The following is a 24,431-nucleotide window of genomic DNA, read 5'->3' on the forward strand; positions in this document are numbered from 1 at the left end:
CCACCATGACGGTGCGGCGACTTCCGCTCGTCGCCGGCCTCCTGGCGCTGGCGACCGGCCTCTCAGGATGCTCACTGCTCGAGGGGGACCCCAACTCCGCCCCCGAGCCGAGCGTCACCATCTCGCGCACCCCGCCGCCGGGGTCGGAGGGCCTGGCGAAGTTCTACGCGCAGACGCTCGCGTGGCAGGGCTGCGGCACCGGACAGTGCGCGGAGCTCACCGTGCCCCTCGACTACGCCAGGCCCGACGGCGACACGATCAGGATCAGCGTGCTGCGGATGCGCGCCACGAGGCCCAAGGAGCGGCTCGGGTCGCTGGTGGTCAACCCGGGTGGTCCCGGCGGCTCCGGCGTGGACTACGCGCGGGCGGCCGACTTCATCGTGGGCAAGCCGGTGCGCCAGCGGTTCGACGTCGTCGGCTTCGACCCCCGCGGGGTGCAGCGTTCCGAGCCGGTGCAGTGCCTGCCGGACCCGCAGATGGACACCTTCCTCGGCCAGGACCCCACGCCCGACAACACCACCGAGGAGCGCGCCTTCATGGCGTCCGGGGCCGAGTTCGGCAAGGCCTGCGTGGCCAACACCGGCCCGCTCGCCGCGCACGTCTCGACCGTCGACGCCGCCAGGGACATGGACATCCTGCGGTCGGCCCTCGGGGACGCCAAGCTCAACTACCTCGGCAAGTCCTACGGCACCTTCCTCGGTGCCACGTATGCCGGCCTGTTCCCGAAGCTCGTCGGCCGGTTCGTCCTCGACGGCGTGGTGCCCCCGGACGCGACGCCCGAGGAGCTCGCGCTCGGCCAGGCGGAGGGCTTCGAGCGGGCGACCCGCGCGTGGGCCGGGTCGTGCGTCGAGGAGGGCGGCTGCCCGCTGGGCTCGTCGGTGGACGCCGTCATGGCGTCGCTGCGTGCGCTGCTCAAGCAGCTCGATGCCCAGCCGGTCCCCGTGCGCGGCGACGCCCGCGTCACGCAGCTGACGGAGGGCTGGGCGGCCACCGGGGTGGCTCAGGCGATGTACGACCAGGGCCAGTGGTCGACCCTGACGGACGCGCTCGGGAAGGCCCAGGCGGGCGACGGCACCGCCCTGATGGACCTCGCCGACGCCTACGCGACCCGCGACAAGGACGGCCGGTACACGTCCAACCTGCTCGAGGCCTACTACGCGGTCACCTGCCTCGACGACCCCGACTCGTCCGACCCGGCGACCTACGAGGCGCGGGCGAGGTCGTTCGTGCAGAAGGCGCCGACCTGGGGACCGTTCATGGCCTGGGGGAGCGCGCCCTGCGGCGAGTGGCCGGTGAAGTCCGACGCCAAGCCGCACAAGATCTCGGCGGAGGGCAGCGGCCCGATCGTGGTCATCGGCACGACGCGGGACCCCGCGACGCCGTACGAGGGGTCGGTGCGCCTGCGCGACCAGCTGGCCAACGGTCGGCTGATCACCTTCGACGGCGACGGGCACACGGCATACGGCCGCTCGAACAGCTGCGTGGATAACGCCGTCAACGACTACTACACCTCGGGCAAGGCCCCGGCCGACAACACGAAGTGCTGAGCCCCGGCCCCCGGTTGGCGGCTGCCAGGGTCGCCGGCTCGGACGGCTGCGGCGGCCGCGCGAGAGGCTGGGGAGGCGCCCCGGGAGGTGATCCGGAGCCGGTTCGGAAAATGCCCGGACCATCCGTATACTCGACCTCCGTGCCCGATGGGCACCTGCCGCCTTAGCTCAGTCGGCCAGAGCGATTCACTCGTAATGAATAGGTCAAGGGTTCGATTCCCTTAGGCGGCTCCACGAAAACGCCCCCCGGTCCTCCGGGGGGCGTTTCTGCTGGTCTGGAGCCGACGGGCCGGCGCCGTGAAGACCAGCCGGTCGTCGCCGCGCCCAGCCGTGCGGGACTCGAGCCCGAGACGGATGGACGGCGCCGACCTCCAGGACCGCGAGCACGGACCTCCGCAGGCCGAACTGTGCCATTGCCCTGACGTCGCTTCCCGACTTCCTTCGCCTGGTGTTCACCTGGGGAGGCATCCGCCGCCGGCAACGACTGGGACAATCACCTCGTGTCGAAGGGCCCGCTGGGCGCGTCGCACCGCAGAAGGTCACGCAGGCGCCGCTCGTCCGGTGTGCACGGTGGCCCGCGGCAGCGCACTCTTGGCTGCGTTCGAAGAGAGCACGGGCTTGGAGCGCGCTGCACCACTCCAACCGCGGGAGTCCTGGCGGGTGAGCAAGCTGGGATCGGTCCCACTTCTGCATGACTTCACGGCCACCCACTCGCTGCCGCGTCGTGGTTTGCGCCTGGCTCGGCCAGGGGTCGGGTCCGTCGCCCTTGGGCAGTCACCGGCCGCTCACCCGCGGGCGATGGTGCCGGCGAGCTCGACCAGTGACTGGACGTGCATGTCCGGCGCATCGAAGTGGTCGGGGTAGCTGGCGCCGGAGCGGTCGATGAAAGCGGTGGCCATCCCTACCTGCCGGGCGCCGTGAATGTCCCAAGGATGCACAGCGACCAGCATCGCGTCCCTGGCAACGACCCCGCACTGGTCGAGGGCGTACTCGTACGCGGCCCGCGCGGGCTTCCAGGCCGGGGCATCCTGCACAGACAGGAGCTGTTCGAAGGCATCTGCGATGCCGTTGCGCTCGAGAAGGCCTTGCGCCACTGCCGCGGACCCGTTGCTGAGCGTGACGAGGCGGATGCCGGCCGATGCGAGGGCCCGCACAGCGGGGACGACGTCGTCATGCACCGGCAGCGACGTGAAGGCGCCCATCACCCGCTCGGTTGCGGCGTCAACGTTCGGGAGGCCCTGGGCAACCAGGACACGGCTCAGGGAAGTCCGGGCCAGGGCGGCGAAGTCAGGGTTGGCGCCAACCACAGTCAGGGCGAACCCGTCGCGTAGGAGTGAAGCGAACCAGGTCGCGGCGAGGGTTGGTGGTGCGCCCGTCTGCTCGAACGCTTCGGCCATGCCGCTCATGTCGGACAGCGTCTCGTTGACGTCGAACACGACCAGCTGGGGACGATGCTGAAATGTCTGGCTGTCGTCGGTGTTGTGCACGGATTCCGGTCCTTCCCATTGGGCTGATGGCGCCGCCGGCCGGTACGGGAGCCGGCCCAGGGTCTCAAGGCTGCCGGTTGCGGACGCTGCCCGCGACGTGAGCCGACCGGGGTCAGGTGTGAAACGCCCCGCAAGCAGGCACTCCGACCCTCGCCGTGAGGTGCGACGACTCGACCCGCTGGATGTGCCCGCTCCGGTCTTGGCCTACTGACCGGTGGTGGCGTCGTAGGTGAGGATCTCGGTGCCGTTGCCCTCGTCACCGTTGTCCGGGGCCACGCTCATGGTCAGGTGGTTGCCGGTGGCGGTCATGGCGAACGGGTTGCGGGTCGCTGCGTGCCCGGCGGTGGACCACTTCGAGATGGGGATGTCACGGATGGTCTGGTGGGTGCGCAGGTCGATGAGCGCGGCCCCGCCAAGCTCATACGTGGCGCTGTCGCTGCCGGCGGCCGGGGTCTGCGGCAGGTTCGTCACGCCGCCGCAGAGCATCTTGGCGTTCGGCACGTACTTGCAGTCCTGGTAGTCGATGAGGAAGTCGGGGTTGTCCCAGATGGCCAGTTGCTTGCCGGCCAGGTTCCACTCGGCGAATCGGCGTGAGCCCCAGGTGTTCCCGACGAGGTGGCCGGTCTGCCTGTCCATGACGATGCCGCCGAAGTGGTCGTTGACCTCGAACTGCCTGTGGACGTCAAGGGTGGTGGCGTTGACGCGGTAGATGATGGCGCTGGAGTTCGGGCGGTACTGAGCGACGGGCACCCAGATGTTCGTGCCGTCGAAGTCGATGCCGCCGGGGTGGTACATGTCGCCCTCGCCGAGGACGATGTCGCGCTGCAGGTTGCCGTCCTTGTCCATGACGAACAGGTGCCCGCGGCCTCTGCCGGGGGTGCGGTCGTACGCGCCTTTCGGGCTCGGGTACTTCACGGTGGGCTGCAGGATCTCCACCGCGGACAGGAAGATGTGGTCGGCGCCGTAGGCGATGCCCTCGGTGTGGAAGGTGGGGAACTTCAGCTTCACCTCCTTGGTCAACTGCCACTGGGTGGTGCGGGTGACCGAGCTGAAGTCGTCGGCGAGGGCGGTGTCGGCGCTGTGGTGGCCGGTGGGCGCCTCGGCGGCGGCCGCTCGTGCGGCTGCGGCGGTGCCGCTGACCGCAAGGAATAGGGCGGCGGACAGTGCAGCGGCGCGGGTAGGCATGGTCTTCATGGGTTCCTCGCTCGTAAGGGGGCATATGGGGCGATGCGCGACGCTACGGAGCGGCGGTGAACGTCCGCAGTCCGCCAGCGGGAGCGGGGCTGAACGAGCCATGAGGCTGCGGGTAGCCGCCTCCCGGAACTGTTCCCGTGGCGCGCTAACCGGCGTCCGCTGGTGCGTCGCGCGCGGCTAGGGTGGGGCGTCCGCCCGCCCTCGGTGCCCTGCGCTTGACGTGGGCGAGCGCCTTGGCGGTCTCGGCCGCGGCCCTCGCGTCGGTCACGCACGTCGCGAGCGCGGGCGACACTGCGGTTGCTCAAGGTGCTCGTGCAGTAGCCACTCCACCTGTGGCAATCGGAGCGTATGAACACATCGGTCAGTGGCCACTGTCCGCTACACGGCCATCATCGTCGACACGGAAACCGACACCGCAGGCCGCCCTCCTCGACGGGGACGACCACTCGCTCGAAAGGATGACGCCGTGCACGGACACCACCACGGGACTGCGCCCCGGCGCTCTGATCGCCAACACCGCAGTGCCACCATGCGGACCAGGCTCGTGCTGGGCGCGGCCGTCGGCGTACTCGTTGCATTGACCGTCGTCGGTCTGATTGCGCTGTGGCCGTCCGGTGAGGCCAGGCCCCGGCCAGACTTCGCCGCGCCAGGCGCCACCTTCCCGCACGCAACGGTCGCCGATGTCACCGACGCCACCTGCCCGGGCACCTCCTCGGGCTCAGCAGGGTGCGGCGAGGCTACGGTGCGGGTCGATGAGGGTGTGGACACCGGCCGGGTGGTGAGAGTGACGGTGCCGCCCGAGGTCATGGCAGCCGGTATCGGCGAATCCGTGGTGCTGGTCCGGACCCCTGCTGCGTCGGGGCAGGGGGCCACGTACGCGCTCCAGGACTTGGACAGGACTCGCTTCCTTGTGCTCCTTGCGACCATCTTCGCTGTGGTCGTCCTGCTCGTGGCCCGTTTGCGTGGTGCTCTCGCGCTGGTCGGGCTGGGGCTGGCAGGGGTCGTCATGGTGCAGTTCATGCTGCCGGCACTGCTGGAGGGCCGAGACCCCGTGCTGGTCGCCTTGACCGCTGCGGCGGCCATCATGATCGTCGTGTTGTACCTGGCCCATGGCCTGTCGGTGCGGACCACGACCGCACTCCTGGGCACCTTCGCGGGGCTGGGGCTGACGGCCCTCATCGCCGCGTGGTCGGTGGGTGGGGCACACCTGACCGGGGTGAGCAACGACGACAGCGCCCTCCTGCGCCAACAGGTGTCGGGACTGTCCGCTCAGGACCTGCTGTTGTGCGGCATCATCCTGGCCGGTCTCGGCGTCCTCAACGACGTCACCATCACCCAGAGCTCAGCGGTATGGGAGCTGAGAGACGTGGCGCCGTCACTGACGCGCAGGGCAGTGTTCGTCAAGGCCATGCGAATCGGCCGGGACCACATCGCCTCCACGATCTACACCATCGTGTTCGCGTACGCGGGGGCCGCCCTGAGCGTCCTGATGCTGATCGTCCTGTACAGCCAACCGTTGTCGTTCACCCTCACCAGCAACGACATCGCCGAAGAGATCGTGCGCACCCTGGCCAGCTCTATTGGCCTGGTCCTCGCCGTCCCCATCACGACAGCACTGGCCGTGGCAGTACTGCCTGGTCCGCGCCCCTCGAACCGCGTACCCTGAGCGGCCACGGCGCGCGGTCGGAGCCACTCAGGCTGTCCGGGGACCAACTCTCGTGACGACAAGGGCGTCAGGCAGCCGAATGTGCTGCCGGCTTGCCGGTGAAACGCGTCGTCAGTCCTGTCGTAGTCGACGCACGGGGGAGGGCCAAGTCGGAGTGCTGCTTAACACATGCGACCCAGAGGGGGCCTCACCGGCGAGACTGATGAGACCAGCCTGAGCGGCGCGGATGCCAACCGCTATGGCGCCGACGAGGCTGGCCCGGTCACCCAATGCGGAGCGCAGCACTTCCGGGGGAAACGGGGCAAGCTCCGCCACCAGCTGACCAGTTCGCTTCACCAAGGTCTCGTTGGCTCCGACGCCACCGGTGAGGATGATCGCCTCGGGATCGATCACGGCGCAGATGGAGGCCGCGATCAGCGCGATTCGCCGGCTCTCCTCCTCCACCAGGGCCAGGGCGGGCGCCTCGCCATGAGCGGCCCGCACATACAGTTCCTCCACGCTTGCGGGCGGTCCTTGCCGACCCCAGTCCTTCCTGTCCTGCGCCGCGCGAAGGAGCATGATGCCGCCGGCCTCGTCCGGCGACCCCGCCTGCTGAGGTCTGAAGTGGGCGCTCAACGGAAGCGATGCCACCTCCCCGGCGGCGCCGTGCGCACCGCGCAGCAGGTCGCCGTTGTGCACCAGTCCAGCGCCGACGCCGGCTCCCACGGCTATCACGGCGAATGTGTCGAGATCCTGAGCGGCGCCCTGCCACAGTTCCCCAATGGCTGCAAGGTTCACGTTGTTGTCCAGCAGCACTGGAACCTCCAACGCCTGCGCCAGTGGGGTGTGGAAGTCGAACGGCTCCGGCTGCCCCACGTTCCATGCGTAGTGCACGGTCTTCCCGTCTGCGGCAACGACACCCGGCACCGAAACCGCGACCATGCCCATAGGCCCCGGGTCGAGTAGGTCCCGATATGCCTTGTGTAGTAGTTCCGCGGCCCTGGCAGTGATCGCAGGCCCGCCGCTGACTGAGGTGGCGTCACGGCTCTCCACCAGCAGGTTGCCGCGCGCGTCGGTCAGCGCCACGCGCAGGTTGCTGCCTCCGATGTCGACGGCAGCGACAACGCCCGCGGCCACGGGGACCTCGTACAAGGTCGCGGACCGGCCGGGAAGCCCACTGCGCTGACCCAAGGCAGCGACTAGACCCAGCTCCTCGAGCCGCTCCACGGCGGCCAGGACGGTAGGACGGGACAGTTCGCAGGCCAAAGCCATCTCCGGCCGAGTGACGGGTTTGACCTGACCCAAGAGGTGGGCAAGGACCCGCTGCGCGCTCGACGCCCCCGTGCTCAGCTGCATCTTTTCCTGCGCCTTCCCTTGACGACCGGCCGAGACGCTGAGCATACTCGCCGGAAGTAAAGCAGGCTACCTAACAAAGTGAGGCTGTCATGGAGTCCAACTCCTCCTCCGCCCTGGCTGCGCTGTCCGCCACCCACGTGACCCGTCGCACCGCCCTGGCGGCTGGCGGTGCCGGAATCGCCGCGGTGCTCGCCGCGTGCGGTGTCGGGGGCGGCGGGTCCGCCGGCGGCGCCGGCAACGGCAAGGGTCCCATCCGCGCCCTGTTCATGAAGCAGGCCGGCTACTCCGAGGACGACATCCGCAAGATGACCTCGGCCTTCCAGGCGGCCAATCCTGGTGTCACCGTCACCACGGACTTCGTTGCCTACGAGGCGTTGCACGACAAGATCGTCGCCTCCGCGCCCGCGGGTACCTACGACGTGGTCCTCATCGACGTCATCTGGCCGGCCGAGTTCGGCAGCAAGCGCATCGTCGCCGACGTCTCCTCCCGCTGGCCGCAGGCGTGGAAGGACCAGATGCTCGGCGGCGCCGTCGCCACCCCGCAGTTCGACAACCACTTCTACGGGGTGCCCTGGATCCTGGACACCAAGTACCTCTTCTTCAACGACACCCACCTGAGCAAGGCCAAGGTGGATGCCTCCCAGCTCGACAGCTGGGACGGCGTGCTCAAGGCCGCTCGCGCCCTCAAGTCCTCCGGCGTGACCAAGTACCCGCTCATCTGGTCCTGGCAGCAGGCCGAGGCTCTCATCTGCGACTACGCCCAGCTGCTGGGCGCGTTCGGGGGCAAGTTCCTCGACGACGCCGGCAAGCCGGCGTTCCACCAGGGCGGAGGCGTGCAGGCCTTGGAGTTCATGCGACAGAGCATTGTTGACGGGCTGAGCAACCCCACCTCGACCCAGTCTCTCGAGGAGGACGTGCGCCGCGTCTTCTCGGCCGGCCAGGCCAGCATGGCCCTGAACTGGACCTACATGTACGGCATGGCCAACGACCCCAAGCAGAGCCAGGTCGGGGGTCAGGTCAAGGTGCTGCAGACCCCGGCCGGCCCCGGCGGGCGACCCGGCGTCAACGGGAGCATGGCGCTGGCGGTCAGCGCTGGGAGCAAGAACCAGGCTGCGGCGTGGAAGTACGTGTCGTACCTGACCAGCCAGCCGGTGCAGAACCAGTTCGCCGTCAGCTCGCTGCCGGTGTGGAAGACGTCCTACGACGACCCCGCCGTGATCAAGTCCAACCCGCAGGTCGTGCCTCAGGCCAAGAAGCAGCTGGGCGACCTGATCCTGCGACCGCAGGTCAAGAGCTACAACCCCATCTCCCAGCTGCTGCAGGGGCAGATTCAGAAGGCGCTGCTCGGGCAGAAGACGGCCCAGCAGGCACTGACCGAGGCGGCCGACCAGGCTGCGTCCATGCTCGGCTCGTGAGCGTCGCTCAAGCCCCGCCCGGTGCGGCGCGCCGCCGGCTACCGGCAATGCGTCGTCGCGCCGGGGGTCGGGGGGAGGCCCGGTTCGCCCTGGCACTTCTCGCCCCCGCGGTCCTGGTCGTCTTCGGCGTCGTGCTGTACCCGGTCGCACGCACCTTCGTGGTGTCCCTGTTCGACGTGGACAGCCCGCTGCCGGGGGCCTACCCCTTCGTCGGCGTCAAGAACTACACGCGCGCATTCCACGACCCCGGGTTCTACACGGTCGTCGGTCACACCCTGTACTTCACGGTGGTCTCCACAGCGGCCGAGCTGGTCCTCGGGATCGCCGTCGCACTGCTGCTCAACGCGCCCCTACGCGCACGATGGTTCTGGCGAAGCCTCGTGGTGCTGCCCTGGGCGCTGCCGACCATCGTCAACGGTGCCCTGTGGCGGTGGATCTACAACGGGCAGTACGGGGCACTGAACGGCCTGCTGGCCACGCTGCACATCTCCGACACCCCGCACCAGTGGCTCGGTTCACCATTCCTGGCGCTGAACATGGTCATCGTCGCGGACGTGTGGAAGAACACCTCCATCGTCGTCTTCTTCATCCTCGCGGGTCTTCAGACCATCTCCTCAGACCTGTACGAGGCCGCCCGTCTCGACGGCGCCGGGGCGTGGGCCGCCTTCCGCAGGGTCACCCTGCCGCTGCTGGCCCCCAGCATCGCCGTCGTGCTCATCCTGCGCACCATCGAGGCGTTCAAGGTCTTCGACATCATCTACGTGATGACCGGCGGCGGGCCCGCCAGCGGCACCCAGACCGTCGCCTTCTACACCTATCTCCAGGCGTTCTCCAACCAGCTCTTCGGGTACGGCTCCGCATTGGCCTACCTCATCGTCCTGGCGGTCTTCGCCCTAGCGATGATGTACCTGCGGATCCTGCGCCAAGGACAGATGGCAGGCATCGAATGAGGCACAGCCGCACCTACATCGTGGCCATTCACGTCGCCGCCGTCGTCATGGCCCTCGTCATCCTGCTGCCGTTCGCGTGGTTGATCATCTCCAGCATCTCCCCAGCCACAGACCTGGTCTCCGCGCGCATCCACTGGTGGCCCGCCCACCCGACGCTGTCCCGGTACCGGGCGATCTTCACCTCCTCCGCCGGGGCAGGGGACAACGTCGCCGCGAACTTCCGACTCGCGATGGGCAACAGCCTCATCGTCGCCGGGCTCACCACAGTCATCTCCCTGACCGTCGGCGCCTTGGGCGGGTACGCCTTCGCCCGCCTGCGGTTCCGGCTGCGACGCACATCCCTCTTCGCGTTCCTGGCGATCTACATGCTGCCGCCCATCGCGCTGGTCATCCCCCTGTACCTCGCCCTGGCAAACCTGCAGCTGCTGGACACCAAGACCGGGCTGATCGCGACCTACTGCTCCATCGTGACCCCGTTCTGCCTGTGGACGATGAGCAACTACTACCTGAGCCTGCCCGCGGACCTAGAGGAAGCCGCCCGGGTGGACGGCTGCTCCCGGATGGGGGCGCTGGTCCGCATCATCCTCCCGCTGTCACGTCCCGGCCTGCTGACCACCGCCATGTTCGGGTTCCTGCTGGCGTGGGACGAGTTCCTCTACTCCCTGATCTTCACCTCCACCACCAACGCCAAGACGATCCCTGTCGCGATCGCCGAGTTCACCGGCAAGTACTCCTCCGACTTCGGCCTCGTCGCTGCCGGCGGCGTCCTGGCAGCCATCCCCCCTGTCCTGCTCGCGCTGGCAGCCCAGCGCTACATCGTCGGAGGCCTCACCTCCGGCGCCGTGAAAGGTTGAGCCACCCCATGCGTTTCCCCGACGGCATCACCGCCCAGCCCGACACCCTGGCCCGCAGCGCCAAGACCGTGACCGACGCCCTCCCAGACCTGCCACCGCCGGCACCGCGGGACGTGACCGCACTGGTCGGGATCGGCGCCAGCGAGCACGCCGCTCGCAGCGCCGCCCCTGTCTGGCGTCACCAAGGACTCCGCGCTTACGCGGTCTCGGCCTCCGAGCTGCTCACCGGCGACAGCGGACACGCAGACGTGTACGTCGCCCTGAGCGAATCCGGCCGCAGCGCCGAGACGGTCGCCGCGATGACCCACGTGACCGGCGCCACCCGCATCGGAGTCACCAACGAACCACAGTCACCGCTGGCGGAGCTGGTCGAGCACGTCCTTCCGCTGGACAGTGGACCGGACAGCCCCGTCTACACCACCGGATACACCGCGACCCTGCAGGCACTCGGCCTGCTGGGCGACGCTTGGAGCGGCCACGCCGGTGACTGGTCCGCGCTGCCCGACCAGGCAGCCACGGTCCTGGCTGCCGCCGAACCGGTGGTGGCGGCTGTGCACGATGCGTTCGAGACCGCGCGCAGCATCGACGTCATCGGCTCCGGCGCAGCGTGGGCCAGCGCCGGAGAAGGAGCGCTCATGCTGCGTGAGTCCGCGCGCGTCCTGACCGCCACCCACGAGACCTACAACTACCTCCACGGCCCCATGGAGCCCCTCGAAGGTCAAACCGCCTGCCTCGTCGTCGGCGACGGCCGTGAAGTCCGGCTCGCCCGCGATACCAGCGCACTGGGCTGCCCGACACTGCTGATCACCACCCAGCACGACGTACCCGCGCAAGCGAACCTGACCGTACTCACCCTGCCCCAGACCCCTTCGCCGCTGGCGCTTGCCGTGCTGCAGATCCTGCCCATCCAGCTGATGGGGTGGGCGATGGCCGAGACCCGCGGCCTTGCCGTCGACGGCTTCCGGCACCACCAAGACGACATCAAGCTGAGCTGACCCGTGACCCAGACCATCCACGTCATCGGCAACGTCCAGCTCGACGTCCTCGCCAGCCCTGTGACCGCGCTGCCCAGTCCGGGCGGTGACACCATCATCGACCAGATCGACGTGCGAACCGCAGGCGCCGCTGGGAACGTCTCGCGCGCCCTGCACGCGTTGGGCGCGCAGCACCGCCTCTTCGGCGCCGTCGGCGACGACGACGCCGGCCGGTGGGTCGCCGCACACCTGCACCAGCTCGGCCTCGGCCAGGACTTGCACGTTGTACCGGGCGAAGCAACCGGGATCTCGATCGCGTTGGAAGCTCCCGACCGGGAGCGTGCCTTCCTCACAGCCCATGGCGTCCTGAACGGCTACACCCGACGCGACGTGCCGGACGAGGCCTGTCACGCCGACCTGGTCCTGTTCACCGGCTACTTCTCGCTGCCAGGACTGCGTGGCGAAGGCACCAAGGAACTGCTGCGCGAGGCCGCAGAATCCGGAGCCACGACCTTCTTCGACACCGGATGGGACCCCGGCGAATGGGCTGGTGAGGGAGTCAAGGAGATCCTCGACCTCTTGCCGCAGGTCCACGTCTTCCTTCCCAACGAACCGGAAGCCCTCGCCCTGACCGGCGAGTCCACTGCCGAAGCAGCACTGGCCGCACTGGTGAAGGAAGGGCCGGGTTGGGTCGTCGTCAAACTCGGCGAGCGCGGACTCCTCGCGGGCGGTCCCGATGGCCAGAACATCCGTATCCCCGCTCCGAAGGTTGATCCCTTGGACACCACCGGAGCCGGAGACAGCCTCGCCGCCGGCGTGCTGGCAGAGCTGGCGCGGGGAGCGGACATGAGAGACGCACTTGGCACCGGGATCCGTGTGGCTTCGACGGTCGTAGGGAGGCCTTCTCGCAACCGCTACCCCGGGTGGGAAGAACTGCTGCCCACCTGAGCTCTCCGCGCGCCTCCCCGGGAAGATCACCCTTACCGGGGGCGCCCTGCGACGTGGGGCGGCTACGCCCACGGGTGACGTGGTTGGAACCGGACGGACCGGTTCGGACGGCGCCGACGCTGGTGGCTCAACGGCGACGCCGCCCTCACGGGCGCCGTCCCGTCTGATCCCTCACGGGCCGGTGACCGTGCTGATGGTCGGGGCCCGCGGAGGTCGGGCAAGGGCGGTGCGGTTGACCGGTCGGGCCACAACACTCATGTATTCCCACTGACATGCCGGCCGAAACACCGCACTCGCCCCCAATGGGCACCCTTCAGCGACCTTCTGCCGGCTACCTGGTGTCGAGCGAGTGAGCCGCTGCGTGGACAGACGCCCGGGCGCTCCTGCGCCAGACCCGAGCGTTACGGGACCACCTGGTAGCGGGTCAGCATGCCGGCCTTGATGTGGTCGTTGACGTGGCAGTGGAACAGCCAGGTGCCGGTGTTGTCGGGGACCATGTCGGCGACGACCATGCTGGCAGGGAGCAGGTTCACGACATCCACGCGCATGCCGCTCACGACGACGTCGTTGCCGTGCCAGTGTGGGGTGTGCAGGTCGGTTTCGGTGCCCATGCCCATGACGTACCAGCGGACGTGCTGGCCCTTGTGCACCGTGATCATCGGCATGTTGCCGTAGAGGTATCCGTTGATGGAGTGCTTGAGGTTGCTCTCCACGAAGTCGTCATCCAGGTCATCACCAGGCCGGGGCATCGGTGGGGTGCCGTACCGTCGCTCGTTGCGGGCGAGCAGCGGTGACTGGGTCTCGTTGTCGATGAAGAACTCGGTGAAGATCTCGCGGTCGACGTCCTTGGGGCTGCCGTCCGGGCGCGCCCACCCTGCTCGGGTGACCACCATGGGTCCCATCAGGCCGGCGTAGGTGTCGGCGATCTCGTCGGTGTGGGAGTGGTACATCCACATCACCGAGCTTCCGTCATGGGGGCCCGGGCCGGCCCGCTCAGGTACTTGCCAGGTGTAGGTGTAGGTGCCGCCGGTGGGCACCTCGTCGTCGGCCTTGTCCCCGGTCGTCGTGCCGTCGTTGTAGGGCGCGCCTTCGCTGTCCTTGGCGTAGAACACGCCATGCGGGTGCACCGCGGCTGGGAAGGGGCACGTGTTGCGGAAGACCACCTTGATGGTGTCGCCGACCACGGCGTGGATAACGGGTCCGACCATGCCCAGGTACTGCTGGTCAGCAGCCCGGGCCTGCGGGTGGGTGAAGCTGGCATCGGTGTAGCCGCGGTACAGGCACTTGTCGTACGTCGACCCGATCCGCCCGGGACCTGCGGCGACGTAGGTGTTCGCGACCGAGTCGAAAGGCTTGCCTGTGATCTCGTTGCGGCCGGCCGGTGCGTAGTTCCACGGCACCACGTCCGCCGAGATGTAGTACGTGCGCGTCACACCGTTGCTGCGGAACGGTGCGCCACCGACTTGGCGGTCCCAGTAGCCGCTGCCCGCCGTCGCCGATGCATGTCCGTGCGCCACGGTGGTTTCGGCGGCGTTCGCCACGAACGTCGCTCCCAGCCCGGCAGTCAGCAGAACCGCTCCGATGCCTGCACCGACGCGGCGTGCGACCAGCACCCCCGAGTGACCAGAGGCCGCAGCGAAGCCGCCAATGAAGAGCACGACCTCCGCGGTCATCGCCACAACACCAAGCGGTTCGGCCCAGTTGCCCACGTCGTCGCCGATCTGCGGGAGACCCACCCAGCGGCTCACGCCGTAAGCTGATGCCGCCAACCCGCCAATCACACCAGCGGCGGTGTACACCCACCGGCTCTCGCGCTGCCACAACAGGACCGCAAGAGCCACCGCGGCCGCTTCGAGCGCCAGAAACAACACCCCCAGGTACGGCGCTTCGTGGAAGTGGTCCTCCGTGATCGGAACGTGCGCGGCGGCAACGACGAGCGCAGACGGGATCAGGACCGTCCGCCAAGCGCTGACTCGGACTTGCGACATCGCCATGGCGCCAACCTAACTTAGGTTTACCTAAGTTCCGCGATCAGGGCCGCCCAATTCACCGAGAGTTGGTCCTCAGTTCTGCATCTGCGGTGATGCGAACCGTCACGCCGAAACTCAACGTCTCCATTCAGCATGCTCCCCCCGCGGTCTCTGGAGATCAGCACAATGGGTGATCCCGTCGAGGGATGCCACGTAGTGGTACACGTCCGGCTTGTCGTTCAGGAGCGCCGGTCCCTCGGAGCAGCGGTTTTTCACCCTGACTCGGGAGCCCACAGAGCAACCGCTGTCAACAATGCGGCGATAAAACACGCAGCCAAGAAGTAGCGCGCGAGCAGCTGCGCAACGGGACTGCGAAGAGCGGAGCGCCAGCGACCACACGCCGAGGAGGTGCCTCCTTCAGCCTCGTGCGCTGGGTCGGCGTGGCGGCCCGGCACCTCGGCTCTCGCCTGGGCAGTGGCAATCCGACCAGCACCTTGGTTGGCGTGAGCGCCTCCCGCTGGCTGCACGACCCTCTGAGCAACGGCTGGGTGTCGCGGATCCTGTTTCATGCATCTAACGACGCCGCTCGCAGCGGAACATGACGCGACCGCGGCCCGGCTCAGTGAGCACCCGTCCACCGAGGTTTCGGTGAGGGGACGTTCTCAAGCCCGTGTCGCGGGCGTCCGTACTGGCATCGCAGCCGGTCGCCCTTCCACTGGACTCGGGGATGGTCACACCGCAGACCCGCGTGGTGGTGTGGGCACAGAAGGCGCCGCTTCCGTGGGCGCATTTTGGGCACACCACAAGTTCGAGCGGTCCACGCAGCAAGGCGAAGCTGCCGCCGTTGGTGCGAGTGACCCGGTTGCCACAGTTGGACGTGGCGGCCAGAAGACGCTCGTCATGAACAGAGAAGGGTTCGATTTCCTGAGGTACCCCACGAAACGCCCCCGGCGAGCCGGGGGCGTTTCCTGTGTTGTCGGAGGTCGGAACCAGCAGGAGCCCACCGGGATCCGACGGTGCTCAGGGAGCCGGGTAGGCCTTGGGCAGGCGCATGCCGCGCTCGGCCATGATGTCGCGGACGTGGTTGGGGTAGTTGGTGATGATGCCGTCGACGCCCATGTCCATCAGGGCCTCGACGGTGGCGGGGTCGTCGCACGTCCACGGGATGACCTTCAGGCTGTTCGCGTGGGCCTCGGTGACCATCTGCTTGTCGGGGTAGAAGCGGAATCCCGGGTCGCCGATCTTGCCGTTCTGGGGGAAGCCGTAGTTCGGCGACACCGCCGTCAGGCCGGGCACCGCGGCCTTGGCCGACTTGATGAGGTCGCCGCCGTAGGTGTCGGAGTCGACCCCGCCGAGCCAGGGCGACGCTCCCGGCTGGCCGACCTGCAGGAAGTCGTAGTTGGTCAGGGCGACCAGCGGCCAGGTCGGCGCGTAGCTGTGCATCAGCTTGAGTGCGCCCCAGTCGAAGGACTGGATGGTCACCTGGCGCTCGATGCCCGAGGCGTGGATCTCTTCGTAGACCCGTCGGACGAACTGCTCGCGAGGGGCGGTCTGCTCGGGGGCGCCGGCCTCCACCTTGGTCTCGATGTTCAGTTTGACCTGGTTGGCGTGGTAGTCCTTGACGAGGTTCAGGACGTCCTTGAGCTCGGCCATACGCCAGCCCTTGATCTGCTCCTGCTGGGGGAAGCCGGGCAGCTGCTGGTATCCGCAGTCCATGGTCTTGATCTCGGCCAGGGTCAGGTCCTTGATGTACTTGCCGACGTAGGGGTACATCGGGTCGCCCGGGTAAGCGGGCGCGGTGTCCTGGCACTTCTGGGCGCTGATCTTGCGGTCGTGGTTGACGACGACCTTGTCGTCCTTGGTGATGTGGGTGTCGAGCTCCAAGGTGCTGACGCCCAGCCGAAGGGCCTTGGCGAACCCGGGCAGCGACTCCTCGGTGGTCATGCCGATGCCGCCACGGTGGGCCTGCAGGTCGAACTGGGTCTTCTGCGGCAGGACGCCCGGCCCCGGCGTGCTGGACGTGGCCGCAGTGGCGACTCCAGCCGCGGACAGGGACAGCGTCGCGACGCTCGCTGCGGTCAGGGCAACTCGTAGTGCTCTCATGCCCCCGGACGCTAAGAGCCCCAGGCGACGGGTTCGCGGACTTGTGATGAACCCCCACAGAAGCCACGGTGTCCCCCACCTCGGCGGTGCCGGCGCGGCAGCAAGGGACGCCGGCCGGCGGTGACTGCGCCTCCTGTCCGTCGCCGCCCGGAGCTCCGAAACCGTCACGTGGGTGTTGCGGGTGGTTCCAGGTGCCGTCATCCGGGGTTGGCCGTCCGCTGGCAACGTCCGGTGCCATGACGGACCTCTCCCGCCGCACCCTGCTCCGCGGATCAGCCGGCCTGGGCCTCGCGGCCCTTGCCGCGCAGACGACGGCCCGCCCCGCTGCCGCCCTGGTCCGCAGTGGTCGTCCGGTCCTGACGCACGGCGTCCAGTCGGGTGACCCCAGGGCTGGTGCCGTCGGCCTCTGGAGCCGGGCCGACCGACCTGCGCGCCTGGTCGCCGAGGTGTCCACGGATCCGTCCTTTCGCCGGATCGTGCGGCGCACCAGCACTCCGGTGGTCACCGCAGCCTCCGACTTCACCGGTCAGGTCCGCGTCGGTGGTCTCCCGTCAGGCGTCGACCTCCACTACCGGATCACCCCGGTGGACCCCCACGACCCGACCCTCGCCGGCGAGCCCACGGTGGGTCGCTTCCGGTCGGCGGTGTCCGACCGCCGGCCCATCAGATTCCTGTGGTCGGGCGACATCGCCGGCCAGGGATGGGGTGTCAACCCCGAGCTCGGCGGGTTCCCCATCGCGACCGCCATGGCGGCAGCCGACGCGGACTTCTTCCTCAGCTCCGGCGACAACGTGTACGCCGACGGTCCGGTCAAGCCCGAGGTCGTGCTCCCGGACGGTCGCGTGTGGCGCAACGTGGTGACCGCCGAGAAGAGCCGGCCCGCCATGACGCTCGACGAGTTTCGCGGGCAGTTCAAGTACAACCTGGTGCCCGAGAACCGCACGTGGCGCGAGTTCCTCGCCACCACCGCGATCGTGGCCCAGTGGGATGACCACGAGGTGCTCAACAACTGGTACCCGGGCGAGGTGCTGGTCGGGCGCGCGGGCTACCCCGACGGCACGCCGGTCGACCCCCTCGTGGCCAACGCCCGGCAGGCCTTCCACGAGTACCTGCCCATCTCCCGCACGTCGCCGGACCGGCTCGGGCGCGTCTACCGCAAGCTGTCCTACGGTCCGCTGCTCGACCTGTTCGTCCTCGACATGCGCAGCCACAAGGATCCCAACACCACGGACCTCGAGACCGTGGACGACGGCGGCATCCTGGGCCCGGAGCAGACGGACTGGCTGATCACCGAGCTCAAGCGGTCCCGGGCGACCTGGAAGGTGATCGCCAACGACCTGCCGCTCGGCCTCGTCGTCCCTGACGGCACCGAGGGCAGGCCCAACCAGGAGAGCATCTCCAACGGCGACCCCGGAGCGCCCAGGGGCCGCGAGCTCGAGCTGGCCCGGGTGCTGACCGAGCTCCAGCGCGCCGGTGTCCGCAACCACGTCTGGCTCACCGCCGACGTCCACTACACGGCCGCGCACCACTACCACCCCGAGCGGGCGGCATACCAGGACTTCGACCCGTTCTGGGAGTTCGTCTCCGGCCCGCTCAACGCGGGTGGGTTCGGGCCGAACGCCCTCGACGCGACCTTCGGCCCCGAGGCCGTGTTCGTGGCCGCCCCGCCGCGGCCGGGCGTCTCGCCACTGGAGGGTTCCAGTACTTCGGTCAGGTCGACATCGACCCCGACACGGAGCAGCTGACCGTTGCCCTGAAGGACATCGACGGGAAGGCCCTCTTCACCCAGGTCCTGGACCCTGCCGCACGGTGAGGAGCTCGTCGCTCGATGGCCGCGCCCGGCGGGTGGCACCGGACGGCTCGCACCTGACAGGGTCGTGAACGTGCGGTGAACTCCGTCGAGATCCCGAAACAGACGGTCCGCGGCATCGTTGTCCAGAGCATGAGCATCACACGCAGACATCTCCTGGCCGGTGGCGGGGCCGCCGTAGGTGCGGCCGCCCTCGGACTCCCCGAGAGCTCGGCAGCGGCGGCCAGCACCTCGCTTCCCGACCCGGGTCGGAGCGGGATCGAGCACATCGTCGTCGTGATGATGGAGAACCGGTCCTTCGACCACTACCTGGGCTGGCTCCCGGGCGCGCGGGGCAAGCAGGCCGGGCTGACCTACGTCGACCGGTACGGCGTGCCGCACCAGACCCACCACCTCACCGACACCCAGGGCTGCGCACACCCGGACCCCGACCACTCCTTCGAGGGCGGTCGGGTCGAGTACAACGACGGCCGGTGCGACGGTTGGCTCAAGGCAGGCGACAACGACGAATTCGCGATCGGCTACTACACCGACGCGGACCTCGCCTTCTACGGCCGGGCCGCCCGCGACTGGACCGTGTGCGACAGCTACTTCTCCGCGATCCTCGCCGAGACCTACCCGAACCGCTTCTACCAGCACGCCGCCCAGACCGACCGCATCCACAACTCGACGACCATCGCCACGATGCCGACCATCTGGGACCGCCTGGCCGACGCCGGCGTCAGCGGCACGTACTACTTCTACGACACGCCGTTCACCGCGTTGTGGGGCAGCAGGTACATCGACATCTCCAAGCCGTACACGCAGTTCCTCGCCGATGCGAAGGCCGGCACCCTCCCGGCTGTGAGCTTCGTCGACCCGAAGTTCCTCGACGAGGGCACGGGCTCGAGCGCCGACGACCACCCCCACGCCGACATCCGTGCCGGCCAGTACTTCCTCGACCAGGTCTACGAGGCGGTGACGACCGGTCCCGGGTGGGAGAAGACCGTGCTGGTCGTGAACTACGACGAGTGGGGCGGGTTCTTCGACCACGTGCCGCCGACCACCGCGCCCGACTCCCACCCGGAGTGGGGGATGCGGGGCTTCCGCGTGCCGTGCCTCGTGGTGTCGCCGCTCGCCCGGCGTGGCTACGTCGCCAAGGACGTCTACGACCACACCTCGGTCCTGAAGATGATCGAGTGGCGGCACGGCCTCGCGGCGCTCACGCCGCGGGACGCCGCAGCGCGCAACCTCGCCGAGGTCCTCGACTTCGGCAGCCTGCCGGACCTGCATGCGCCGACGTATGCCGTGCCGCCCTTCGTCGGTGCGCCCTGCCCGCCGGCGGGTTTCGCCGACTACGAGGACTGGCACGCCCTCGCCGACCTGGCCAGGGCCAACGGATGGAGCCTGTGATGACGCACCCCCTGCCCACGCGCACCCCTGCCCGTGCCCGGACGCGCACGGCCGTCGTGGTGGCCGCGCTCGTTGCGCTCCTGGCCGGCGTCGCCTCGTCGACCGTCGGTGCCACGGCCGCGGGTGCCGCGACGACGGCCGGCTCGACGTCTTCGTACCTGCCGCCGGCCAGGCACGTCTTCGTCATCAACCTCGAGAACAAGGGCTACGACGAGACCTGGGGCCCCGGCTCGGCAGCCCCGTACCTGTCGCAGACCTTGAGGGCGAAGGGAAACCTGCTCAGCCAGTACTACGGCACCGCGCACAACAGCCTGCCCAACTACGTCGCCCAGGTCACCGGCCAGGGCCCCGACTCCCAGACCCAGGCCGACTGCCAGGTCTACAGCGACTTCGTGGGGGCCGGGACCGTCCCGCCGGGACAGGCGGTGGGCGACGGCTGCGTGTACCCCGCCTCGGTGCCGTCCCTGCCGCAGCAGCTCGACAGGGCCGGACTGACCTGGCGGGGCTACATGGAGGACATGGGCACGCCCTGCCGCCACCCGGCCCTGAACACCGCCGACGACACCCAGAAGGCCCGCGTGGGCGACCAGTACGCCGCCAGGCACAACCCGTTCGTCTACCTCCACTCGGTCGTCGACGACCCGGCATACTGCGCCTCCCACGACGTCGACCTCGGCCAGCTGTCCACCGACCTGACCTCGACGTCGACGACGCGCAACCTCACGTACATCACGCCCAACCTCTGCCACGACGGGCACGACTCCCCGTGCGTCGACGGCGAGCCCGGCGGCTTGGCGTCGGCCGACGCCTGGCTCCGCCAGACGGTGCCGGCCATCCTCGGGTCGCCGGCCTACAAGCAGGACGGCGTTCTGGTCATCACGTTCGACGAGTCGGACGGTCCGCAGAGCGACCCGACCGCCTGCTGCGGTGAGGGCCCCGGCCCGAACGCCCCGCTGCCGGGCATCACCGGGATGGGTGGCGGGCGCGTGGGCGCCCTCGTGCTCTCGCCGTTCGTGAAGCCGGGGAGCGTGAGCAGCACGCCGTACAACCACTACTCCCTGCTGGCCAGCATCGAGGACCTCTTCGGCCAGCCCCACCTCGGCTACGCGGACCAGGCCGGCCTCAACCGGTTCGGCCTGGACGTCTACAACCGGTGACCGCCCGCGGCCCGTCGAGCCCGCAGCTCGACGGGCCGCGGCCGAGTAGCCGGTTCGTCGCTCAGAGTTCATCCGCGACCGTGACATCTGTCAGTGAGCCGGCCGGGCAGCGTCCGAGAGGTTTGCCAGAGTGCGCCGACGAGCGCACCACGCACCCAGGAGGACCCACGTGACCAGACGCACCACCGCCGTGGTCGGCGCCCTGCTGCTCGCCGGAGCCGCAGCCGCCCTCCCCGGCACCGCCCTCGCCTCGTCGGGCGGCGCCGCCGTCGACGGCTCCGCGCGGACGGGGAACCACGCCGTCCCCGGCGCCCTGCCGGACGGCTACACGAACCTCGTCGTCATCTACGAGGAGAACCACTCGTTCGACAACCTGTACGGCGGGTGGGGCAAGGTCGGCGGCGACCGTGTCGACGGTGCCGTCACGCCCGCGGTGCCCCAGGTGGCGCAGGACGGCACGGCATACGGCTGCCTCCTGCAGGACGACGTGAACCTGACCACCCCGCCGCAGCCGAACACCTGCCAGGACGGCGCCCACGGCGTGCCGGCGAGCAACTTCGCCAACAAGGCCTTCACGATCGACGATTACATCAAGCCGAGCGACACGACCTGCGCGCCCGAGGGTGTCTACGCCCCCAACGGTGTCCTCAAGGGCTCCGGCCTGCCGGGCGGCTGCACCCGCGACCAGGTGCACCGCTTCTACCAGGAGCAGTACCAGATCGACGGCGGCAAGCAGGACCGGTACGTGACCGGCTCCGACGCCGTCGGCCTCACGATGGGCCGCTACGACACCCGGGCCCTGCCGATCTGGCAGTACCTCCACTCCCCGGGTGCGCCCAACTACGTGCTCGCCGACCACTTCTTCCAGGCGGCCTTCGGCGGCTCGTTCCTCAACCACCAGTTCCTCGTCGCAGCGCGCGCGCCCCTCGACACCTCGGGCGGCGGCCTGGGTGCCAAGAACTCGGTGCTCGACAGCAACGGCATGGTGACGAAGTACCCGCTCTACACGCCGACCGGCACGGTCGTCGACGGCCAGCTCACCCAGAAGTGCGCCACCGGCGGCAACGACTCCGTCACGGCGTGCGGTGACTACGCGGTGAACACCGTCCAGCCCTCGTCGGTGCCGTCCGGCAACGGCGCCAAGATCCCCCTCATCGACGACGCGAAGTACCCGAACATCGGTGACCGCCTGAGCGCCAAGGGCGTCAGCTGGAACTGGTACTCCGGCGGCTGGGACGACGCGGTGGCCGGCCACCCGGGCGGGAACTTCCAGTACCACCACCAGCCGTTCAACTACTTCGCGAACTACGCGGCCGGCGCCCCGGGCCGCTCGCACCTGCAGGACGAGAAGAACTTCATCGCCGCGGCGAAGGACGGCACGCTCCCGCAGGTCTCGTTCGTCAAGCCCTACGGCTCGGAGAACGAGCACCCCGGCTACGCCAGCGAGCACACCGGCAGCGACCACCTCGTCGACCTGCTCAGGACGATCACCAGCGGGCCGCAGGCGGACAAGACCCTTGTCGTGGTGACCTACGACGAGTTCGGTGGGTCCTACGACCACGTCGCGCCCCCCAAGGTCGACGCGTGGGGCCCTGGCACGCGCATCCCCGCGCTGGTCCTGTCAGCCGGGATGAAGCACTCGGGCGTCAGCCACGCGAGCTACGACACCACGTCGATCCTCGCGACGATCGAGCACTCGTGGGGTCTCGCGCCGCTGTCCCCGCGGGACGCCGAGGTGTCCGACCTCGCACGGGCCGTCGCCGTCGGCGGCCGCCTCGACGACAGCCGGCCCGCCGACCGCTGAGCCTTCCGCGCTTGTGGCGGGCCCGGGCCATCTCGTGTGGCCCGGGCCCGCTGTGGTCAGGACACCACGGCGTCGACGGCCTTCTTCAGGGCGCTGGGCTGCGCGGGGGAGCGAGGCGCGCGTTCCTTTGCGGCCAGCAGTTGCTCACCGAGCTCGCGCAGCTGCGTGCGGCCCAGTCCCTCACGGACCTTGGGGAACCAGTCCGACTCCTCCTCGTCCATGTGGTGCGTGACCGACTCGATGAGCACGGTGGTCTTGGCGTCGAACCGCTCGTCGGACGGCTGCATGGTGCTCAGCTCCATGACGAGCACGTCGGCGACGTGGTGCTCCTCGTACGACTCGAGCACGTCGTCCTCGAGGTCGGGCAGCAGCCGGCGCACCTCGGGGTACATCACCTCGTTCTCGATGTAGGTGTGCACCGTCAGCAGCTCGATGACCTTCTTCACGATCTGGCCCTTGCGGGCCTGCGTCACGTCCTTGCGCTGGAACTCGCGGAACAGGGCGCGGACCTCCTTGTGGTCCTCGCGCAGGATGACGATGGCATCGTTCGACACAGGGGGCTCCTCCGGGATGGGACAGCTGGTGGCTGGCTCTACCCCGCCCGGCGCAGGCGAAACACGCAGTCGGGGTCGGCGAGACACGCGGCCGGCAGCGGCGCACGCGCAGCCGGGCCGGGACGACGGAGCCGGTCCCTGCGGCCGCGCGCCGGTGCCCCGCCCGGTCTAGCGTGGCCGGGTGAGGAACCCCCGATGAGCCCCGCCGACCCAGCCCGGCCGGCCCCCGGCGACACCGTCATCTTCGACGTCGACGGCACGCTGGTGGACTCGACCTACCACCACGCGCTCGCCTGGCACCGGGCCTTCAAGGAGTGCTCGGTGGACGTCCCGCTGTGGCGCGTGCACCGGGCCGTCGGCATGGGTGGCGACCGGCTCGTCACCGCGGTCGCCGGCGAGGAGGTGGAGCAGCAGCACGGCGACCGCCTGCGCGAGCTGTGGGAGGCCGGCTACGACGAGCTGCTCCCCGAGGTCGACCCCCTGCCCGGCGCCGCCGAGCTCGTGCGCCGCCTCCACGGCCAGGGTTTCGTCCTCGCCGTCGGCTCCTCGGGCAAGCCGAAGTACACCGACGCGGCGCTGGACTCGCTCGGCGTGCGCGACCTGTTCGCCGCCGTCACGACGTCGGAGGACGCCCAGGAGTCCAAGCCCGCCGCGGACATCCTGCGCGCAGCGCTGGAGTCCGCGGGTGGCTCGCGCGCCGTCGTGGTCGGCGACACCCCCTACGACGTCGAGGCGGCCTCGTCCCTCGGTGCCGCCTGCGTCACGGTGCGGACCGGCGGCTTCGGCGCCGAGGAGCTCGAGGCAGCCGGCGCCGCCCACGTGGCGGACAGCCTGGAGGACCTGCACGACGCCGACTGGGTGGCGTTCGTCGCCCGGGGCGCCTGACGGCCCGCCCTGACGCGGCACGGCGTTTGCCTCCGGACGGTACGGGTAGGTGAAGGTGCCTGCGGCGAGTCCGCCGCGGGCACCGACCGCGAAGGAGGCCGACCGATGACCACATCGACAGGTGCGCACGACGAGAACGCCGACAGCCAGGAGACCACCAGCGAGGCCGGAGCCCCGGCGCCCGAGTCGACGAAGCCCGACGGCGGCCCCGGCTCGCACAGCGAGGGCGCGTCCGGCGGCGCCGAGAACGACACGGCCAGCGGCGGCGTGCCCGAGGACAGCGACGACGACTGACCACCAGTGGGCGACAGCCCCCCGCCCCGCGGGCGTCAGCGTGTCGCGAGCGCGCTTGCCCTGCAACGGCATACGTTCAGCGCCGTGCACCC

19 protein-coding genes and 1 tRNA gene are annotated in these 24,431 nt (G+C 69.4%); 14 read left to right on the plus strand and 6 right to left on the minus strand.

Translation table 11 applies throughout. The features are described from left to right. The first annotated feature begins 5 nt into the window (after positions 1-5). Both J2X64_RS10140 and J2X64_RS10145 read left to right on the plus strand, forming a co-directional pair. Entirely contained in the window at positions 6-1,547 is a 1,542-nt protein-coding gene (locus J2X64_RS10140; protein ID WP_310153407.1) for an alpha/beta hydrolase, read from the plus strand. Positions 1,548-1,704: 157 nt separating this feature from the next. Further along, positions 1,705-1,781, plus strand: a tRNA-Thr gene (locus J2X64_RS10145). Positions 1,782-2,332: 551 nt separating this feature from the next. Here J2X64_RS10145 and J2X64_RS10150 read toward each other — a convergent pair. Together J2X64_RS10150 and J2X64_RS10155 are read right to left on the minus strand one after the other, a co-directional pair. Then, the gene (locus tag J2X64_RS10150; protein ID WP_397444037.1) at positions 2,333-3,034 is read right to left on the minus strand and encodes a haloacid dehalogenase type II; all 702 of its coding nucleotides are present in this window, start codon (positions 3,032-3,034) and stop codon (positions 2,333-2,335) included. Positions 3,035-3,238: 204 nt separating this feature from the next. Then, a complete protein-coding gene (locus J2X64_RS10155) occupies positions 3,239-4,228 on the minus strand; it encodes a DUF6454 family protein (RefSeq protein ID WP_310153409.1) in 990 nt (329 codons plus the stop codon). A 529-nt stretch (positions 4,229-4,757) separates the two neighbouring features. Between J2X64_RS10155 and J2X64_RS10160 the strand changes: the two genes are divergently transcribed. Then, entirely contained in the window at positions 4,758-5,894 is a 1,137-nt protein-coding gene (locus tag J2X64_RS10160) for a YibE/F family protein (RefSeq protein WP_310153411.1), read from the plus strand. A 111-nt stretch (positions 5,895-6,005) separates the two neighbouring features. Here the strand turns inward: J2X64_RS10160 and J2X64_RS10165 are convergent, their stop codons facing one another. Further along, entirely contained in the window at positions 6,006-7,229 is a 1,224-nt protein-coding gene (locus tag J2X64_RS10165; RefSeq protein WP_310153414.1) for an ROK family protein, read from the minus strand. An 89-nt stretch (positions 7,230-7,318) separates the two neighbouring features. Between J2X64_RS10165 and J2X64_RS10170 the strand changes: the two genes are divergently transcribed. Genes J2X64_RS10170 through J2X64_RS10190 form a run of 5 tightly spaced genes read left to right on the plus strand, consistent with a single transcriptional unit; the run spans position 7,319 to position 12,370 of the window. Next, positions 7,319-8,644, plus strand: coding sequence for an extracellular solute-binding protein (locus J2X64_RS10170; protein WP_310153417.1), 1,326 nt, complete (start codon positions 7,319-7,321; stop codon positions 8,642-8,644). Continuing rightward, entirely contained in the window at positions 8,641-9,594 is a 954-nt protein-coding gene (locus J2X64_RS10175; protein ID WP_310153418.1) for a sugar ABC transporter permease, read from the plus strand. The genes J2X64_RS10170 and J2X64_RS10175 overlap by 4 nt, the downstream gene beginning before the upstream one ends. Continuing rightward, complete coding sequence (locus J2X64_RS10180) at positions 9,591-10,448, plus strand: carbohydrate ABC transporter permease (RefSeq protein WP_310153420.1); 858 nt, start codon at positions 9,591-9,593, stop codon at positions 10,446-10,448. The genes J2X64_RS10175 and J2X64_RS10180 overlap by 4 nt, the downstream gene beginning before the upstream one ends. Before the next feature lie 8 nt (positions 10,449-10,456). Continuing rightward, complete coding sequence (locus J2X64_RS10185; protein ID WP_310153422.1) at positions 10,457-11,443, plus strand: SIS domain-containing protein; 987 nt, start codon at positions 10,457-10,459, stop codon at positions 11,441-11,443. 3 nt (positions 11,444-11,446) lie between these two features. Next, the gene (locus J2X64_RS10190; protein WP_310153425.1) at positions 11,447-12,370 is read left to right on the plus strand and encodes a carbohydrate kinase family protein; all 924 of its coding nucleotides are present in this window, start codon (positions 11,447-11,449) and stop codon (positions 12,368-12,370) included. A gap of 401 nt (positions 12,371-12,771) precedes the next feature. Here J2X64_RS10190 and J2X64_RS10195 read toward each other — a convergent pair whose 3' ends face one another. Together J2X64_RS10195 and J2X64_RS10200 are read right to left on the minus strand one after the other, a co-directional pair. Then, complete coding sequence (locus J2X64_RS10195; RefSeq protein ID WP_310153427.1) at positions 12,772-14,364, minus strand: multicopper oxidase domain-containing protein; 1,593 nt, start codon at positions 14,362-14,364, stop codon at positions 12,772-12,774. A gap of 996 nt (positions 14,365-15,360) precedes the next feature. Then, positions 15,361-16,443 (minus strand): glycerophosphodiester phosphodiesterase family protein, encoded by a 1,083-nt coding sequence (locus J2X64_RS10200; RefSeq protein ID WP_310153430.1) that lies wholly within the window; start codon positions 16,441-16,443, stop codon positions 15,361-15,363. Between the two features lie 236 nt (positions 16,444-16,679). Between J2X64_RS10200 and J2X64_RS10205 the strand changes: the two genes are divergently transcribed. The 4 genes from J2X64_RS10205 (at position 16,680) to J2X64_RS10220 (ending at position 22,606) form a co-directional block, all read left to right on the plus strand. Next, a complete protein-coding gene (locus J2X64_RS10205; protein ID WP_310153433.1) occupies positions 16,680-18,188 on the plus strand; it encodes an alkaline phosphatase D family protein in 1,509 nt (502 codons plus the stop codon). Positions 18,189-18,385: 197 nt separating this feature from the next. Continuing rightward, positions 18,386-19,645: an alkaline phosphatase family protein gene (locus tag J2X64_RS10210; RefSeq protein WP_310153437.1), complete on the plus strand. Its 1,260-nt coding sequence runs from the start codon at positions 18,386-18,388 to the stop codon at positions 19,643-19,645. Then, complete coding sequence (locus tag J2X64_RS10215) at positions 19,645-20,802, plus strand: alkaline phosphatase family protein (RefSeq protein WP_310153439.1); 1,158 nt, start codon at positions 19,645-19,647, stop codon at positions 20,800-20,802. The genes J2X64_RS10210 and J2X64_RS10215 overlap by 1 nt, the downstream gene beginning before the upstream one ends. A 169-nt stretch (positions 20,803-20,971) precedes the next feature. After that, a complete protein-coding gene (locus J2X64_RS10220) occupies positions 20,972-22,606 on the plus strand; it encodes an alkaline phosphatase family protein (RefSeq protein WP_310153443.1) in 1,635 nt (544 codons plus the stop codon). Between the two features lie 56 nt (positions 22,607-22,662). Here the strand turns inward: J2X64_RS10220 and J2X64_RS10225 are convergent, their stop codons facing one another. Next, positions 22,663-23,160, minus strand: coding sequence for a hemerythrin domain-containing protein (locus J2X64_RS10225; protein ID WP_310153446.1), 498 nt, complete (start codon positions 23,158-23,160; stop codon positions 22,663-22,665). Between the two features lie 195 nt (positions 23,161-23,355). Here J2X64_RS10225 and J2X64_RS10230 point away from each other — a divergent pair, with 195 nt between their 5' ends. Next, positions 23,356-24,045 carry an HAD family hydrolase gene (locus tag J2X64_RS10230; protein WP_310153449.1) on the plus strand — a complete coding sequence of 230 codons (690 nt, stop codon included), beginning with the start codon at positions 23,356-23,358 and terminating at the stop codon, positions 24,043-24,045. Positions 24,046-24,150: 105 nt separating this feature from the next. Continuing rightward, positions 24,151-24,339, plus strand: a complete 189-nt coding sequence (locus tag J2X64_RS10235) for a hypothetical protein (protein ID WP_310153452.1) — start codon at positions 24,151-24,153, stop codon at positions 24,337-24,339. Positions 24,340-24,431: the final 92 nt, after the last annotated feature.

This window comes from Phycicoccus sp. 3266 (genome assembly GCF_031456495.1).
Classification (GTDB): Bacteria; Actinomycetota; Actinomycetes; order Actinomycetales; family Dermatophilaceae; genus Pedococcus.